Genomic DNA, 15870 nt, shown 5'->3' with positions numbered 1-15870 from the left:
AGTGTTATATTAAGCGTAAAATATCTGCCGGTCCCAAAGGAGAGCTTGTGCGTCGGCTGAACAGCCTGATCCGGATAAGAAGTTTCCTCAGCTGATACTGATCCAAATATATTCCTTCAGTGTTGAGCAATTCTTCAAGTTCTTTCGCTCCCGAGTATTTGCCAAAGGCGATTGAATGTTGGCGCACGATGCTTTCAGGAGGAAATGCCTGATAATTGACAATGTCCTTACGGATTCCATCGAGATGAACCGATGAAGTATGGGTGAAGACATCAGCGCCCACTATAGGCTTGGCCCTTGGTATTGCTCTATGTGTTATCGAACTCACAAGGGAGCACAGCGCATCAATCTGACTGATATCGAAGGCAATGGTTCGGTTAAGAATATGCTTGAGCACTACCGCAACTTCTTCGAGAGGTGCATTTCCTGCCCTTTCGCCCAAACCTCCGACCGTGACGCTTACCGCTTTAAATCCTGCCTTAACGGCTGTAACCGCATTCGCGGTCGCCATGCCCAGATCGTTGTGGGCGTGGAATTCAAACGGGATGGAAATTTGAGCGGTCAACCGGGAAAAGCGATTGTAAACTTCTAGTGGATCTAAAATGCCCAAGGTATCTGCCACCCTGATCCGGTCAATTCCCAGGCGCTCAGCCTCTTCAGCTATCACCAAGAGAAAGTCAAGATCTGCCCTGCTCGCATCTTCCAGACCCAAAGAAATATATTTACCCTCTTTCTTAGCCAGGGTGACACATTCCCCCATTTTCTCCAGCACCCATGAGCGGCTTTTCCTTAGTTTGTGTTGAAGATGTTGATCTGAAACGGGAATTGAAATTCCAACTCCCTGTACCCCTGTCCGAAAACTTGCTTCAAGGTCGGATAGAACGGCCCGGTTCCAGGTGCTTAAGCGCGTGGGCAGGCGCAAATGCGCAAGTTTTGTGATCAAATCAAGCTCATCTGAACCGAGAGCGGGAACTCCGACTTCCAGTTCATCAATTCCGGCAGCAGCCAACCGGGTTGCGATCATTTTTTTCTCCCTGTAACTGAACGCTACGCCCGGAGCCTGTTCCCCGTCTCTGAGCGTGGTATCACAAAGCCAGACATTATCTGACACGGGTTATTCCCCCTTAAACCAGGCCAATCGCATCAGCCCGGCATTGTTGGCAATGAGTCATCTGCGGCAAAATGGAGGCCAGGCGCTGCCGGTGGTTTAGCATTTCTGGAGGCGTTGGGGAGGTATGATGTCTAAATTTTCCCTGAGGAATCAGAGGCAAGAGGTTTAGAAGATGTGCCCCTCTGCGCTTGACTTCCCAAGCCAGAGCCTCCAGTCCGTAATCATTCAAGCCGGGAATTACCACGGTATTTACTTTAATCGTCATCCCTGCTTCTGACGCCAATTTAATGCCCAACAGTTGGTTTTCCAACAAAACCCGCGCGGCATCATGGCCTATCAGCGTCTGCCCTTGCCAGTGAATATAACGATAGATTGCTGAAGCGGTGTCTTCATTCAGGGCATTAACCGTTACCGTAAGATGGGAAACACCCAGGCTCACCAAGTCATTGATTTTTTCCGGGAGTAGCAGTCCGTTGGTACTCAAGCACAGGGCTAAGTCAGGAAAATGCTCCCGCACCAAAGCCAAGGTTTCAAAGGTGGTTGGGTTCGCCAAAGGATCCCCCGGCCCGGCAATGCCCACGACATTTAGATATGGCCCGATGGCAGACTCCTTTGCCTCACGAACTAGTCCCAATGCTTCTTCAGGTGTGACAAGTTTACTTGTGACACCGGGGCGGGATTCATTCGCACAGTCAAACTTGCGCACACAGTAATTGCAGGAGATGTTGCAGGCGGGTGCCACTGGTAAATGAATGCGGCCGGCCTTAAGATGCCTTCCTGTACTAAAGCAAGGATGGCCTTGGTTAAGACGGGGACTTATCGAGTTAGGAATTAACTCCTGAATGCAGGTGTGCATTTCCAAGACCTCCTCCTTTTTTCTGCAGCCAGCGGGGTGGATTTTTTTGGAGCAAGTAGTGCAGCCTTTGGGCTGCATCTTCGATCAAGGTGCCTGCTTCAGCCTTTAACGGATAAATGTTTTTTTGAATAAGCCGTGCTGCAGCCGGCCCTCCAATATTTGTACAATAGAGAATAGAACAGTCCTTGACTACCTTAAGCCTTTGATTTACTTTGTCTTCTTCCTGGTCTGGGTAACCTCTATTCTCTGCATTTGGAAAACTAATCGCAGCTACCTCCCAATACGCTAAGAGATCAAATTCATAAATAATCACCTTGGAACTTTGAGCAAAATGGGCATCAATGTGGATTTCGTCCTCACTGCAAAAAGCAACTTTAATCATGACTCTTCCTCCTAACTTGCCATAGTATTTAAGACGTCAACTAAAAATTGCCGGGTACCACGATAGCCGGTCCAAACTTTGAGATTTTCGCCTGCCCGGTCAAACACGGGCAGCCCCGCTCTTAAATGGGGAAGGCGGAGAGCGGATGCCGCTTGTCTCCCATTCGAGTTGGCAATGATTAAGTTACTTCCATCTGCCTGTTCTTCCAAGTCTTCCAAATCCCCCACCTGAACCGGGATGGTTGGGGGAAAGCGCTTCATTTCTTGTTCGGTGGCTCCTAATGCCGTTGTAATTTCCGCCCCCACTTCCAACAAAGCCGTGGCCAAGGAGTAGAGCAAGTCTGTTTCCAAAGCCAGCGCAATCTGTTTGCCCCCGATTTGGTCGTGATAATCAGCATAGGTATCAAGCAGTTGACTTCTTTGGTGTTGAAGTTTGGCTGGAACCGGTTTCTCGGCCAAGTCCGCTAAAGCCAGCACCAAAGTGTCGGTGGCTGCAACTCCGGTGAGGGAGGGGAGGTTAAGATGGGGAACCTGATACTTTTCCTGAAAATATTGTCCGACTTTGTTCATGCTGAGCCCGAACGAGAAGGCTGCTTTACAATAAGGAAGCTGCAGGATTTCAGTGAGGGTAGTCCCCCCCTGGACCACAGGAACGGGCTCAAGTTCGGTATGCCCATCCAGGGAAGTGGACAAGTCCGGAACAACCAGCGGCTGAAACCCGAACAGGCTGACGATCTCTTTTAATTCCGCGACATCCCCAGGACTTAGATGAACGCCGGGAAAAAGGGCGATAGCCGGTAGGGTACTTTGGCTTGATGAGTGAATGGTACGGGCGGCAGAAGATTTAAGGAGAGTGGCCAGGAGAGATGAGACTGTTTGTTGATACCCTTCCTGCATGGAGCCCGTATAATCCGGGGTCCGGCTTAAGACAACCGGGAAATCTTCCAAGTCAGGCCGTTCCAGGCGCAATTCCGCCAGGGCGCTTTCCATGTCATCCCCATAGGTCTCAGTCAATCCTGTACTCATTACTCCGATGATTTGCGGCCGGAATTTATCAATCGATTTGACAATTCCTTGCTTGAGATGGTCCCATCCGCCAAAGATAGCGGAGTCCTCCAATAATGCAGTCGAATTTAGCGGAATCGGTTCCTTAAAATGCCGGGAAAGCTGCAGCCTGATAAAGGTCGAACAGCCTTGAGAACCGTGAAGCATGGCCAGCAGCCCGTTGATTCCCATATAGGCGAGCGTGGCCCCCAAAGCCGGACTGTTTTTTTGGGGATTTCCTCCGTAATGTCGCGTATTACTCATAGCTGCTCCCCCTTTCACCGGCAAATGGATGCTTTAAGAGATCCCAGACCGGACTGAAGACAGTTCGGGTCACCGCTTGGGCAAAAGTGATCATTCCCTGATATCCGGCATAAGGAAGCTTGCGCCCATGGTTGATATCCAAAAATGGGGTCCGCGTTTTATAGGCCAGGTATTTTGTTTTACCACCGGCTACAATCAAATCCGGTTTCTTGTCCTTGATGAGTCTTAAAAAGCCGTCTGCACTGGTATCTTCAATAATGTGGGCCGCGGGATCCATCATCGCTTTCATCCGCAAAAAATCTTCGGGGGTGGAATTTTGCGTGCCCCCCGCCAGGACCTGAATTCCTAATTCTTTTAAAGTGGAAACCATGGACCAGGTCTTTATGCCACCGGTAAAGAGAATGGCGGTCTTCCCTGCAAGTTTCTTTTTATGGGAGGCGAGCTGGGCCCTGGTAAAAATCTCCCGCTCCTTGACATACTGCCGGGTTCGCCGCAGCAACTCTGGATCTCCCAATGCCTTGGCAATGTTTAAGAGGGCATTGGAAGTTTCTTCAACCCCATAAAATGAGGCATCGATAAATGGAATGCCCCATCTGAGTTGCATATGGCGCGCAAGATTTGTCAAGCTCTTGGAACAAACCAGGACATTTAGACTGGCTCGGTGGGCTGACCTGAGATCATCAAATTTGGCATCTCCGGTAATTGCTGTTTGTAAGATAATCCCAAGGTTTTTGAGTTCGGGCAGAACTCCCCATAGATCTCCGGCAATGTTGTATTCTCCGATTAAATTAATGGCATGGAGGTTTTTCGCATAGGGAATACTTGGCTCCAATTCCCGGCCAATGACATACTGCAACAGAACGTCTCCGGCGATCCGGTTGCCGATGTTTTTGTCTCCCAGAAATCCCGGAGCGTTGACCGGTATCACCGGAATGCTTAAGGCCGTTTGGGCTTGGCGGCAGACAAGGTCAAGGTTTTCCCCAATCAGGGAAGAAACGCACGTATTATAGACGAAAATCGCCTTCGGCTTATGTTTCCCGGCAATTTCGTGCAGTGCTTGCCGTAGTTTTTCTTCTCCTCCATAAATGACATCATTTTCCCGCAGGTCGGTTGTCAAACCGCGCCGGAAGAGCTGAGACCCAGAGGAGCGCGCTCCTCTGTTGTCCCATGAGTTGCCTGCGCAGGCAATCGGCCCGTGAATCACGTGCGCTGCATCTGTAATCGGCATGAGGACTACGCGCGCTCCGTCAAAAGCGCAACTGCGTTCAGCCCCTTCGCCCGGGAGGGCCCGCATGCAAAGCTTGGGTGCACCTTTCTCTGCGATCTCTCCGTTATCTTTTAAATCAAGGTTCGATAGTTTGACAAACATACGAGTCCCCCCTAACTCTATCTCAATAGCTCAAAGTGAGCAGTGTCCGCGTTCCGGTCTTTCTCTTCCAACAACGTGTTGGCGATCATCGTAATCAAATTGAGCGTTCCTTCGTAACCAATGATCGGGGAGCGGTGGAGGTTTACCCGGTCGGTGATCGGAAAACCGATGCGGACGAGAGGGATTCCGGCATCCCGAGCCGCATATTTACCATGCGAATCCCCGATCAGCAAATCCACGGGATCGTTCATGAGCAAGGAGCGCAGATGCCAAAGGTCTTTCCCCACATGCACGGTTGCGGACTGGCCATAGGGACTGGTTTTGAGCAACCCTTCCATCTCTTTGCGAAAGATGGGAGTGCCATTGCTTGAGATAATGTGTACGGGGACGCCACCCATATCGAGCAGGAAACTGACGACGCCTAAAAGGACGTCCGGATCGCCGAAGAGAGCAAAGCGCTTCCCATGGATATAGGGGTGAGCATCGGTCGCCGCATCGACTGCCCGCCCGCGCTCAGCTTCGATGTCCTCCGGAATGGGTTTGCCTGTCATCTCCGCCACCTTGGTTAAAAAGCGGTCGGTATTGGAAATCCCAATCGGCATCGGAACGGATTCGGTCGGTATCTTTTCTTTATTTTGCAGATATTTGCGGGTCGCCGTGGTGGAATAAGACTGGAGGAATAAGAAGCCCGCAGCGTTTAAGGCTTCAATTACTTCAGGCAGAGGTGTTCCCCCGGGATACATTTGGAACGTGCCGTTATTGGGAGAATCGACCACATCACTGTAGTCTGAGAGCAACGTGTACTGAACCCCGATTTTCTCCAGCAAACGCTTGATTTCCCTGAGGTTGGCCGGATAGGGATCAAAACCGGGCACTACATATAAACGGTTATTTAGGTTTTTTTCATCCCGCGGCTTAGCCAAGGATTGAATGAACCCTTTGAGCATATTGTCATACCCCGTAATATGAGAGCCTTTGAAACTGGGAGTATGAGCCAGAGCCACCGGGAAATCCATGGGGATCGCCTCTTCTTGGCGAGCTTTATCGACATAAGCGCTGATATCATCCCCGATCACTTCAGCCATACAACTCGTAAAAACAGCGATCATTTTCGGCTTATAAAGTGTATGGGCATTTTGCAAGCCTTCAATGAGATTCCGTTGTCCGCCAAAGACTGCTCCGTCTTCCGTCATGGAATCAGAGACGGCGGAAACCGGCTCACGGTAATGGCGTGATAAGTTGTTCCTGAAATAGGCAGCGCAGCCCTGGGATCCGTGAACAAAAGGAAGACACCCTTCCACTCCCAGGGCACAAAGCATGGCACCCAGAGGTTGACAGGCTTTGGCCGGGTTAATCACTAAGTCCTTGCGTTCAAAATTCAAAGTGTGATAGTCTTTGGTATTGATCCATTCTGCTACGGTATTGGCCGGACTCATCTTGCTGCCACCTCCTTGTTGATAGAACTCTTCCAGGGACTTGGAATCAGCTTCCAGGTAGGACTGTTGATGGCCATATCCATATCCCGGGCAAAGATGGGAAATCCCTCATAGCCATGGTAGGGTCCGGAATAATCCCAGGAATGCATTTGTCGAAATGGTAGTCCCATTTTTTCAAACACATATTTTTCTTTAATTCCAGCACCGATAAGATCGGGCGCCAGGCGTTTGGCAAATTCTTCAAGTTCATACGCTGAGACATCATCATAAATCAACGTGCCTTCCTGAACTTTTTCAAAGGTTCTCTCATAGTCGTCACTGTGCGCGAACTCGTACCCGGTTCCGATGATCTCCATCCCCAGGTCTTCATAGGCTCCAATAACGTGGCGCGGTCGCAGTCCGCCCACATAGAGCATCACTTTTTTCCCTTCCAAGCGGGGACGGTAGGTTTCGATGACTTTAGCCATCATCGGCTCATACTTGGCAATCACTTTGCGCGCATTCTCCAGGATGGTGTCATCAAAAAACTCGGCGATCTTGATCAGGGATTCTTTAATCTTGGTTGGGCCAAAGAAGTTGAACTCCATCCAGGGAATTTGATATTTTTCCTCCATATGGCGGGCAATATAATTCATGCTCCGGTAGCAGTGAATCAGATTTAGCTTGACCTGATGACCGGTTTGAATCATTTCCAAAGTTGAGTCCCCTGTCCAGACATTCCGAACCTTTAATCCGATCTCTTCCAGGATTTTCTTAGTGGCCCAAGCGTCACCACCGATGTTGTAATCCCCGATCAGACCGACATCGTAGGGCCCCACATCCGTTCGGGATGCTTTACCCAGAATGTAATCCCGGATGCTGTCATTGGCAATATGATGGCCCAGAGATTGGCTGATGCCCCGGAACCCTTCACAGCGAACGGGTATGATGGGAAGTTTTAATTCTTCCGCTAATCGCCGCGCCACACTCTCGATATCGTCCCCGATTAGCCCAACCGGACATTCCGATTGAATAGAAATCCCTTTGGCATTGGGAAAAAGCTGGACAATTTCGCGCAAGATCCGTTCTAGCTTTTTATCTCCTCCATAGACGATATCGTTTTCCTGGAAATCAGAAGTAAATTGAAAAGGTACGAAATTATCCACCCCCAGCGTGCCCTCAGCGAGATTGCGCCGGGTAGCCCAGGAGTAATACCCGCACCCAACCGGTCCATGCGAAAGATGGATAATATCCTTAATCGGCCCATACACAACCCCTTTAGAACCCGCGAAGGCACACCCCCGGGCAGTCATGACACCGGGTACTGTCTTAACATTTGACTTAAGGGCGCACCCTTTGCACTCATCATCCTTAACGGCGAGGTGTTCGCTCCGGTTTTTGTGAGCCTTTTCAGGGTAAAGCTTGAGTATCTCTTCCACCGTTTCTTTCATTTGGCTTACCGAATTCATTCCGACCCCTCCTCATCTCTTTTTCTTTCTAGGGTTCCTATTCCTCTAAAATGCCGTATTCCATGAGCAGTTCTTCTAATTCCTCCATGGCCAGAGGGGTAGGAATGCTAAGGTTCTGATTTTGATCGATTTTCCTGCCCAAAGCCCGGTATTCATCGGCCTGAGGATGCTCGGGACTGTATTCGATCACGGTCATTTTCCGCAATTCCGCGCGCTGTACTTGATTATCTCGGGGCAAGAAGTGGATCATCTGGGTATTTAAGCGCTTGGCCAGCTCTTCGATAAGTTCATATTCTTTATCCACTTTACGGCTGTTGCAGATCAACCCGCCCAGGCGGACACTGCCGGTGGTCGCATACTTTAAAATTCCTTTGGAAATGTTATTGGCGGCATACATGGCCATCATCTCGCCCGAGGTTACGATATAAATCTCCTGGGCTTTGTTTTCACGGATGGGCATCGCAAATCCGCCACAGACCACATCCCCTAAAACATCGTAAAAAACATAATCCGTATCTGTAGTATAGGCCCCGTTTTCTTCTAAAAAATTAATTGCGGTAATAACTCCCCGGCCTGCACACCCGACTCCCGGTTCAGGCCCCCCAGACTCGGCACAGCGGATTCCGGCATATCCTTCCATGAGAACCTCATCCAGTTCCAGGTCTTCAACCGTCCCTCTTTCCCGGGCCAGATCCATAACAGTCGCTTGGGCTTTACTATGGAGAATCAAGCGGGTGGAATCTGCTTTCGGATCACAGCCGACAATGGTTACCTTTTTACCCATTTCGGCAAGCGCAGCGACCGTGTTCTGGGTCGTTGTGGATTTTCCGATTCCGCCTTTGCCATAAATTGCAACTTGGCGCATTTTCTACATCTCCTCACTCTTTTATTGTTTTTTTAAGGTAGTCAGAATTTAGCTTACCGCATCCTTGCCCTTTTCCTTGGTCCGAACCCGTATCACTTCCACAAGCGGGCAAACAAAGATTTTGCCGTCTCCGACATGTCCCGTTTGATTGACTTGGGTAATGGTTTGGACAACACGTTCCACCTCATCATCTTGGACGATCAAGGAAAGCATCCGCTTTGGAATCCAGTTAATCCGCGTTTCATCGGCATGTTGCGGTTTAAGCACCTTATTAAGTTCGGGGTCAACTTCCGCAGCCCAACCCCCGATCCCATACTGTTTGCCGCGTCCTTCGACACTCTGAATAGTTAGCGCCGGAAAGCCGGCATTTTCAAGCGCCTTTTTCGTAGGAGGAACTTGATGCCTCCGAATAAAGGCTATAATTTCCTTCATTATTTACAACCCCTTCATGCCTATACTTATGGTATAAGCCTCTTCGACTTCAGTGATGAAGATTTTTCCATCTCCCATGGTACCGGTTACCGAGTTTTCAAGGATAATGTCAAGCGCTTGATCCAGATTCTCATCCTCGACCACCATCAACAATAAGGTTTTCGGAAACTCGTCATAAACGATGTCCCCAATGCGTATGCCTTTGGTACGCCCCCGTCCGAAGACGTGCATCTTAGTTAAGGAAGTCAGCCCCGCATCCGCCAGCGCTTCAGCAACAGCTTCCGCTTTCTCTGGCCTGATAATGGATCGAATCATCTTCATTTCTAAACTCCTCCTTTTAATAAGTAGTCTCGCCAACTGGCTTCTCTGGTTGTTCGCTCTTCTTAAGAACCTGACCACCACCTTTCAGCAATAGAAACAAAAATAAAAATAGAGAGAACCTCGTTCATTTCAGGAAAAGGCTCTCTCTAGCACTCTAGCGCTTCGAATCCCCAGGATTCGATGCCTGCAAATATGCTGTGGCCTAGGCCACGTATTGTCTATTAAAAAACACTGGATTCTCTTTTACGCTGAGTTTAATTTCTGCAATAAAAAACACCATATAAAAATCCGGGAACACCAGATTTTATATGGCGTCATTGCCATAGAGGCTTATGATTTACTAATAATTACCCTTCAATTCTTGGAGTGATTATACCTTAAAGTAAGGATATTTGGCTAGTGATTTTTTAAAAGAACACTGTATACATAAGATGAAACAACGGTTTAACGTGCTCAAATACTTATCCCCTCTTTATTAATGTCTGAGTTTTTGTTAAGTTTATAATAGGTAAACCAAAGTTCAGTATTTTCAAACTCAAAGTAGACAGCATCTAACTGAGGGAGAGTATCACAATGAAAAAAATAGAGGCAATAATCCGACCCGGAAAACTCGAGAATGTAAAAAATGCCTTGTCTGAATTGGGGATTAACGGATTAACCGTCAGCAACGTGTTAGGGTGTGGTAATCAGAAAGGCTATACCCAAATTTACCGGGGGCAAGAAATCCGGACACAACTATTGCCCAAGGTAAAACTCGAGATTGTGACTTCGGACGAAAAGGTAGAGCACATAATTTCGGCCGTCATTCAAGCAGCCAAAACCGGTGAAGTTGGTGATGGAAAAATATTCGTTTCTCCTATTGAGGAGGCTATTCGTATACGCACAGGTGAACGCGGAGCAAAAGGGCTTTAGGACTTCGTTCATACTTAATGAGCAGGATGTCCGCTTGTAACCGGATTAACAGCGGCTGATTTTACTTGTTTAGACACTGTAATGTGTGTGGGAACAAACCCACCGCCTAAGAAGTCCGGATACGCTTCTTCACCATGCATAGACAAATCCAATCCGGCCTCTTCTTCCTCAGAAGTTGCCCGCAGTTTGACAAAGGCTCCCACAACTTTCAGAATAACAAATGTTGCAATCACGGCCAGGACTATTGTTACCCCCACACTCGTGGCTTGAATTCCGAGTTGAGCAGCGTTCCCGTATATGAGTCCATCCGCTCCGGAGGGATTTATGGTCTTCGTCGCAAATATTCCGGTGGCCAGCGCACCCCAAGTTCCTCCTACACCATGGCAACCGAAAGCGTCCAAGGCATCGTCATAACCGAGCTTCCCTTTGAGTACACTCACAGCGAAGTAACAGAGCACTCCTCCGACTAGCCCAATCACAATCGAAGACAGCGGGGTGACAAACCCGGCGGCCGGAGTGATGGCTACTAAACCGGCCACAGCACCGCTCGCTGCACCGAGTACAGTTGGCTTGCCCCGGTGAATCCACTCCACAGCCATCCAGGACAAGGCGGCTGCCGCAGCCGAGGTGTTGGTCGTGACAAGGGCTACACTGGCCAAGCCGTTAGCTCCCAACGCACTTCCCGCATTAAATCCGAACCACCCGAACCAAAGCAATCCTGCCCCTAATACAGTCATGGGAATCTGATGGGGGGCCATCGGTTCTTTCCCAAGCCCTTTGCGTTTACCCAGGACCAGCGCGGCTACTAAGCCGGAAACCCCGGAGCTGATATGCACGACCGTTCCACCTGCAAAATCAAGCGCTCCCATAGTCCGTAGAAACCCACCTACACCCCAAACCCAGTGAGCCAAGGGAGCATAGACAACTGTCATCCACAAGAGAATAAAAGCTAGAAAGGCTGAAAACCTCATGCGTTCAGCGATCGAACCGGTAATCAAGGCCGGTGTGATTATTGCAAACATCAGCTGAAAAGCCATAAAGACAAAAGCCGGAATCGTGGCCGCGTAATCCGGATTCGGATCTATGCCAACTCCGGCAAGTCCTAGCCAGTTCAGGCCTCCAATCAGTCCTCCATGATCCGGACCAAAGGCTAAGCTGTAGCCGATCACGACCCACTGAATTGAAGCCACGGCCATAATGATAAAACTATGCATAATCGTACTGAGTACGTTCTTTTTTCGTACCATCCCCCCATAGAAAAGCGCCAACCCCGGAGTCATCAAAAATACCAAGGCTGTGGAAAAGATTATAAAACTGGTATCGCCGGTGTCGATTGCCGGGGTATCTGCCGCCATGACGGTTCCGGGAAGTGCTAACATGCTTATAAGTGCGATTACTAAGGACCATAATCTCTTCATAGTTGTTCCTCCTGTCTAATTCACAAATTACTGGCCACGGTAACACCAAGTCCATTTCCAAGATATGAATTTTTCAAAATCCCTGTATCAACTTACTTCACTGCTTATCTCCTCCTGTATGAAAAAAGAGAGAGCCCCTAAAGTTGCAATAAATAAGGGTTCTCTCTTTATCACTGTGACACTCCAAATCCTTCGGATTTGGCACCCATTTAATATGTTATGGTCTTAACCATAAGTTTGTAATGACATTTAACTTTATCACTTTATCACTTTATAACTCTAGGAAGACTCCTGATGCTACAAATGCATATACCCAAGTCCTACGCGGCAATGTTCTGAAAGTGCGTGCAATGACGATCGTCCAAACATTGCAATAGCAATCCATTTCCTGTCGGTCGTCATCCCAATCTTGAGCGCAAAACTTGCATTGCTGTTGGTATGAATAAAGATGCCATTGCTGGCTTCCAAAGCCGCGTGAACCACAGCATGAATTTCTTTGGAATCTTTTTTAACCAGACCGGTATTGATTGCGGCAGATATAATGGAGTGAGTTAGCTTTCCTGTCGGTTGCAGAGTTGCTACCGTGCCGCCAATTTCCGTAACCGCACAATGCAAGCCTTGAGCAAATAACAACTGTTTTAACTCATCCTCTTTTTCCCGTGTATCGGTTAATGCTAAGGCTAGGGCAGCACGTTCCAATGAAGGTTTATCACTGCTGTAATTTGGAAGACGTTCCGGCATACAAGCCCTCCTACTGAAAAAGTAAAAAGTGCCGTAAATTATCTGGGAATCCAGACATTTACGGCACCGTTGCCTTTTTTAATAATGAAATTATTATACTGCATCCTACCGAAAATCTCTAGTAGAAAAAACAAAGAACATTGTATACTTGCTTATTTGAATAGATCTTTAAGATTGACACTAAAACTATCTAAGATTTCAGAAGCTGCCCAACCGATTTCTTTGAGGGCGTCTACTTGTTGATACTGTCCCTCAATATTTAAGACATAGATTTGCACACTATTTAGCAACGGCTTAATTCAATATCAAAAGGAGCGTGAAATACTTCGCATTCCTTACCTTCGAGAAAATTAAACAGTTTAGCGTGTAACCTTCCGGAAACTCTTTGATGCTTGGTTGAAGGAGAAGGAGTCATATAAACAATTCCGGCAATAAATTCTAACGTCTGATCGACTTTTTCCCGCAGTTGATAAAACTCCTCAAGCGTGATCTTATTAGGGTGTGGCCGGCTCATAACAGTACCTCCATCGGACCCATCATCGAATGGTTTCCTATGGCATATTATACCATCCGCAGAACTTTCTTAACAAGTCAAGCCTATGTTTTATTTCCTAGTAGAACAACAGCAAGAATAAGTTGTTAACTTAACCGCGGTGCACTCCGCACCAGCTCAGAATAAAAGCAGCATAAGTTTTAGTTACTGCTTTGACACTTTCAAGATCGACCCATTCATCCGCACCGTGCATGTTCCCGCCTAAAGGGCCATAGCAGGTCGCCGGGATATTATAATACAAATTATAAAATCTCATATCCGAGGTCGCGGTGGTAACGCCAAACTCAAATTCTTCCCCGGTGGTAGTTTTATGAGCCCACTCCAATTCCTTAAAAATCTCTAATCCTCGATCCAAAGCTGCTCCTTCTGCATGAAAACCGTAAAATGTAATCTCCGGAGGAGATTGCCGGAGCCATTTATCAGCTTGGGCAGCCTGTAGCAGCCATTCTTTAACTTCTTCCTTAATCTGATAAGGGTCTTGCCCAGGATATAAGCCCACTCTGGCTTCAAACACACACTCAGATGCCACGGTCGAGGGCCAGTCTCCCGCCCGAATAAGACCAATATTAACATTAAGCGGATGCTCAAGATGTTCAAAATCCTTATGCTTCGGTTTGGCGTTGATGTGCTTCTCATAGTCTTTTAAGGCATTGACCAGAATATAAGCCTTCTCAATAGCGTTGACAGCACGGTCTGCCCTTTCAACATGGCTTCCCGCACCAATTACCCTTACTCTCACCCATATCACTCCGACTTGGGCAATTAGTCCGGACATGCCAAAAGGTTCCGGAATCAAAGCTCCGTCAGCAACGTAACCACGCTCCAGCGCAGCCAAAGCACCATTCCCGGTGCACTCTTCTTCGATAACCGTCTCCAGTAATATATCCGCCCCTAATTCAAGCCCAGACTCTTTGATCGCTTTCACGGCAAAAACCATAGCCGCAATCCCACTTTTCATATCCTGCATCCCGCGACCGTAAATCTTGTTGCCAACAATGGTCGCATCCCATGGGTCATAATTCCAGAAGCATAAAGGCTCGGGGCTTACCACATCAATATGCCCCTGGAGAATTAAACTCTTTCCAATTTTCGGTTTATCCGTTTTCCATTGTCCGACTACCACCGGTCTTCCTTCATACGACCACTCCGCCGGAGAATATCCCGGATGCCCGGCTATTTCTTTAGGATCCGGAAAAATTTTATCTACTTCAAGTCCCAGCTCCTCTTGGAAATACTTGGCCACGTAATTTTGCACAGCCTTCTCATTGCCAAGTGTACTCGGATAGCACCCAATAGCTTGCAGGAATGAAAGTTCTTCCTCCCATAGAGCATCAATTTTTGCCAGTACCTGCGTTAAGATTTGTTCATTTACTTTCTCGCCCACTCTTACTCTCCTTTCCTAATTTCTATAAGGAATCCATGGATTACCTTTCGTTGGCCAAAGCCTCAACCACATAAAGCAACACATTTGCTCCCTGCTCAATATCCTCCCAGGATGTGAGTTCTTCTGGTGAATGGCTTTTGCCATTGACACTCGGAACAAAAATCATGGCCGTGGGCGCAATATCACTTAAGTATTTGGCATCATGCCCGGCCCCGCTCACAATTCGTCTAGAACTATAACCGTAAGCTTTGGCTCCTTCAGTTATATGTTTTAATATTTGTGGAGCAAATGGGGTAGTTTCGATCTCCCACAGATCTCTAATCTCGATTTCCACTCCTTCTGCCGCCGCAATCGTACTAATCTTCTCCCGTACCAGCTCAACAGCCAGACGCCGTTTGATATCTTCAGGATGACGAACATCCACTGAGAAACTAACCTCTCCGGGGATACAATTGACCACATTGGGGGCAAGTGCCATCCTACCTACTGTGGTAGTTGTCATTTCATCGATTTCACGGGCCGCATGCTGAATGGCCACAATCATTTTGGCTGCAGCCACCAAAGCATCTTTACGCATGTTCATCGGTGTCGGTCCTGCGTGGTCGCCCTCTCCTGTTAACTTTACTTCCAGCCAAGTCATACCTTGAATAGCCTCTACCACTCCGATGGCCGAATTTGCTTGTTCAAGCACCGGACCCTGTTCAACATGGAATTCTAAATAGGAATGCACCTTCCGAATCCGGTTAGATTCATCCCCGAGATATCCTATCCTTTTTAGCTCATCCACAAAACTTTTACCGGATTTATCTTTCTGACTATAGATAAATTCTTTATCAAAAATCCCGGTGATACCGCCGGAACCAAGCATCGGCGGCTCAAACCTGGCCCCTTCTTCATTGGTAAAGGAAACGATTTCAATCGGTAATTCCGTTTCAATTTCTAAATCGTTTAACGTTCGCACAACTTCTAAAGCTCCCAAGACTCCTAAAATCCCGTCAAAACGTCCACCCATCGGCTGGGTGTCAAGGTGTGACCCTACAAGGATGGGAGGAGCGTCTTTCTTTTTCCCTTCGCGCCGCCCATAAATATTGCCGAAGTCATCCACTCTGACCTGTAGCCCGCTGTCTTTTAGCCAAGATCGAAAAAGATCGCGTATTTCTTTATCTTCATCACTTAAAGCCAGCCTGCACAAGCCGTTCCCTGGTATAGCCCCAATTTGGGCACTTGTTTCAATTGTCTCTTGTAACCGGTTACGGTTTACTTTCATTAAAGCTTGTTCCATATATTGTCTCTCCTCTCTACTAAAAGAAGATTTTAGCAAACATCCCTTTCCGA

General features: G+C 47.9%; 16 protein-coding genes. 1 reads left to right on the top strand and 15 read right to left on the bottom strand.

Annotated features, from left to right (window positions below):
• Positions 1–4: 4 nt before the first annotated feature.
• From J0X21_RS08085 to J0X21_RS08040, 10 genes are read right to left on the bottom strand one after another with little or no spacing between them, the layout of a single operon-like run.
• The gene (locus J0X21_RS08085; protein WP_206811686.1) at positions 5–1111 is read right to left on the bottom strand and encodes a homocitrate synthase/isopropylmalate synthase family protein; all 1107 of its coding nucleotides are present in this window, start codon (positions 1109–1111) and stop codon (positions 5–7) included.
• Between the two features lie 13 nt (positions 1112–1124).
• Positions 1125–1967 carry a radical SAM protein gene (locus J0X21_RS08080; RefSeq protein WP_206811685.1) on the bottom strand — a complete coding sequence of 281 codons (843 nt, stop codon included), beginning with the start codon at positions 1965–1967 and terminating at the stop codon, positions 1125–1127.
• Positions 1936–2349: a NifB/NifX family molybdenum-iron cluster-binding protein gene (locus J0X21_RS08075; protein ID WP_206811684.1), complete on the bottom strand. Its 414-nt coding sequence runs from the start codon at positions 2347–2349 to the stop codon at positions 1936–1938. The genes J0X21_RS08080 and J0X21_RS08075 overlap by 32 nt, the downstream gene beginning before the upstream one ends.
• 11 nt (positions 2350–2360) lie before the next feature.
• Complete coding sequence (nifN, locus tag J0X21_RS08070; RefSeq protein ID WP_206811683.1) at positions 2361–3656, bottom strand: nitrogenase iron-molybdenum cofactor biosynthesis protein NifN; 1296 nt, start codon at positions 3654–3656, stop codon at positions 2361–2363.
• Complete coding sequence (gene nifE, locus J0X21_RS08065) at positions 3649–5025, bottom strand: nitrogenase iron-molybdenum cofactor biosynthesis protein NifE (RefSeq protein WP_206811682.1); 1377 nt, start codon at positions 5023–5025, stop codon at positions 3649–3651. Before nifE ends, nifN begins: the two co-directional genes overlap by 8 nt.
• A gap of 17 nt (positions 5026–5042) precedes the next feature.
• Positions 5043–6461 carry a nitrogenase molybdenum-iron protein subunit beta gene (gene nifK / locus J0X21_RS08060; RefSeq protein WP_206811681.1) on the bottom strand — a complete coding sequence of 473 codons (1419 nt, stop codon included), beginning with the start codon at positions 6459–6461 and terminating at the stop codon, positions 5043–5045.
• Positions 6458–7909, bottom strand: a complete 1452-nt coding sequence (gene nifD, locus J0X21_RS08055; RefSeq protein ID WP_206811680.1) for a nitrogenase molybdenum-iron protein alpha chain — start codon at positions 7907–7909, stop codon at positions 6458–6460. Before nifD ends, nifK begins: the two co-directional genes overlap by 4 nt.
• Before the next feature lie 37 nt (positions 7910–7946).
• On the bottom strand, positions 7947–8774 hold the full coding sequence (nifH, locus tag J0X21_RS08050) for a nitrogenase iron protein (RefSeq protein ID WP_206811679.1): 828 nt from the start codon (positions 8772–8774) through the stop codon (positions 7947–7949).
• A gap of 48 nt (positions 8775–8822) precedes the next feature.
• The gene (locus J0X21_RS08045; RefSeq protein WP_206811678.1) at positions 8823–9206 is read right to left on the bottom strand and encodes a P-II family nitrogen regulator; all 384 of its coding nucleotides are present in this window, start codon (positions 9204–9206) and stop codon (positions 8823–8825) included.
• 3 nt (positions 9207–9209) lie between these two features.
• Positions 9210–9527 (bottom strand): P-II family nitrogen regulator, encoded by a 318-nt coding sequence (locus J0X21_RS08040; protein ID WP_206811677.1) that lies wholly within the window; start codon positions 9525–9527, stop codon positions 9210–9212.
• Between the two features lie 573 nt (positions 9528–10100).
• On the opposite strand from J0X21_RS08040, the gene J0X21_RS08035 reads away from it, so the two are divergent.
• A complete protein-coding gene (locus J0X21_RS08035) occupies positions 10101–10439 on the top strand; it encodes a P-II family nitrogen regulator (protein WP_206811676.1) in 339 nt (112 codons plus the stop codon).
• Between the two features lie 14 nt (positions 10440–10453).
• On the opposite strand, the gene J0X21_RS08030 is transcribed toward J0X21_RS08035, so the two are convergent.
• The 5 genes from J0X21_RS08030 to J0X21_RS08010 all read right to left on the bottom strand — a co-directional run bounded on the left by J0X21_RS08030 (position 10454) and on the right by J0X21_RS08010 (position 15817).
• Positions 10454–11857 carry an ammonium transporter gene (locus tag J0X21_RS08030; protein WP_209011342.1) on the bottom strand — a complete coding sequence of 468 codons (1404 nt, stop codon included), beginning with the start codon at positions 11855–11857 and terminating at the stop codon, positions 10454–10456.
• Positions 11858–12154: 297 nt separating this feature from the next.
• On the bottom strand, positions 12155–12598 hold the full coding sequence (locus J0X21_RS08025; protein WP_206811675.1) for a HutP family protein: 444 nt from the start codon (positions 12596–12598) through the stop codon (positions 12155–12157).
• A 283-nt stretch (positions 12599–12881) separates the two neighbouring features.
• Positions 12882–13112, bottom strand: coding sequence for a Uma2 family endonuclease (locus J0X21_RS15675; protein WP_236006142.1), 231 nt, complete (start codon positions 13110–13112; stop codon positions 12882–12884).
• Positions 13113–13242: 130 nt separating this feature from the next.
• The gene (locus J0X21_RS08015; RefSeq protein ID WP_206811674.1) at positions 13243–14535 is read right to left on the bottom strand and encodes an ArgE/DapE family deacylase; all 1293 of its coding nucleotides are present in this window, start codon (positions 14533–14535) and stop codon (positions 13243–13245) included.
• 40 nt (positions 14536–14575) lie between these two features.
• On the bottom strand, positions 14576–15817 hold the full coding sequence (locus tag J0X21_RS08010) for a Zn-dependent hydrolase (protein ID WP_206811673.1): 1242 nt from the start codon (positions 15815–15817) through the stop codon (positions 14576–14578).
• Positions 15818–15870: the final 53 nt, after the last annotated feature.

The sequence above is a fragment of the Paradesulfitobacterium ferrireducens genome, assembly GCF_017310645.1.
Classification (GTDB): domain Bacteria; phylum Bacillota; class Desulfitobacteriia; order Desulfitobacteriales; family Desulfitobacteriaceae; genus Paradesulfitobacterium; species Paradesulfitobacterium ferrireducens.
The sequence above is the reverse complement of the archived record's forward strand: the minus strand, read 5'-3'. Positions and strand labels throughout refer to the sequence as shown.

Coding starts and splice junctions, on each gene's coding strand:
- nifK (WP_206811681.1), bottom strand. CDS start 6,461: ATGAGTCCGGCCAATACCGTAGCAGAATGGATCAATACCAAAGACTAT.
- J0X21_RS15675 (WP_236006142.1), bottom strand. CDS start 13,112: ATGAGCCGGCCACACCCTAATAAGATCACGCTTGAGGAGTTTTATCAA.
- nifE (WP_206811682.1), bottom strand. CDS start 5,025: ATGTTTGTCAAACTATCGAACCTTGATTTAAAAGATAACGGAGAGATC.
- J0X21_RS08025 (WP_206811675.1), bottom strand. CDS start 12,598: ATGCCGGAACGTCTTCCAAATTACAGCAGTGATAAACCTTCATTGGAA.
- J0X21_RS08075 (WP_206811684.1), bottom strand. CDS start 2,349: ATGATTAAAGTTGCTTTTTGCAGTGAGGACGAAATCCACATTGATGCC.
- nifN (WP_206811683.1), bottom strand. CDS start 3,656: ATGAGTAATACGCGACATTACGGAGGAAATCCCCAAAAAAACAGTCCG.
- J0X21_RS08040 (WP_206811677.1), bottom strand. CDS start 9,527: ATGAAGATGATTCGATCCATTATCAGGCCAGAGAAAGCGGAAGCTGTT.
- J0X21_RS08045 (WP_206811678.1), bottom strand. CDS start 9,206: ATGAAGGAAATTATAGCCTTTATTCGGAGGCATCAAGTTCCTCCTACG.
- nifD (WP_206811680.1), bottom strand. CDS start 7,909: ATGAATTCGGTAAGCCAAATGAAAGAAACGGTGGAAGAGATACTCAAG.
- J0X21_RS08080 (WP_206811685.1), bottom strand. CDS start 1,967: ATGCACACCTGCATTCAGGAGTTAATTCCTAACTCGATAAGTCCCCGT.
- J0X21_RS08035 (WP_206811676.1), top strand. CDS start 10,101: ATGAAAAAAATAGAGGCAATAATCCGACCCGGAAAACTCGAGAATGTA.
- J0X21_RS08030 (WP_209011342.1), bottom strand. CDS start 11,857: ATGAAGAGATTATGGTCCTTAGTAATCGCACTTATAAGCATGTTAGCA.
- J0X21_RS08010 (WP_206811673.1), bottom strand. CDS start 15,817: ATGGAACAAGCTTTAATGAAAGTAAACCGTAACCGGTTACAAGAGACA.
- nifH (WP_206811679.1), bottom strand. CDS start 8,774: ATGCGCCAAGTTGCAATTTATGGCAAAGGCGGAATCGGAAAATCCACA.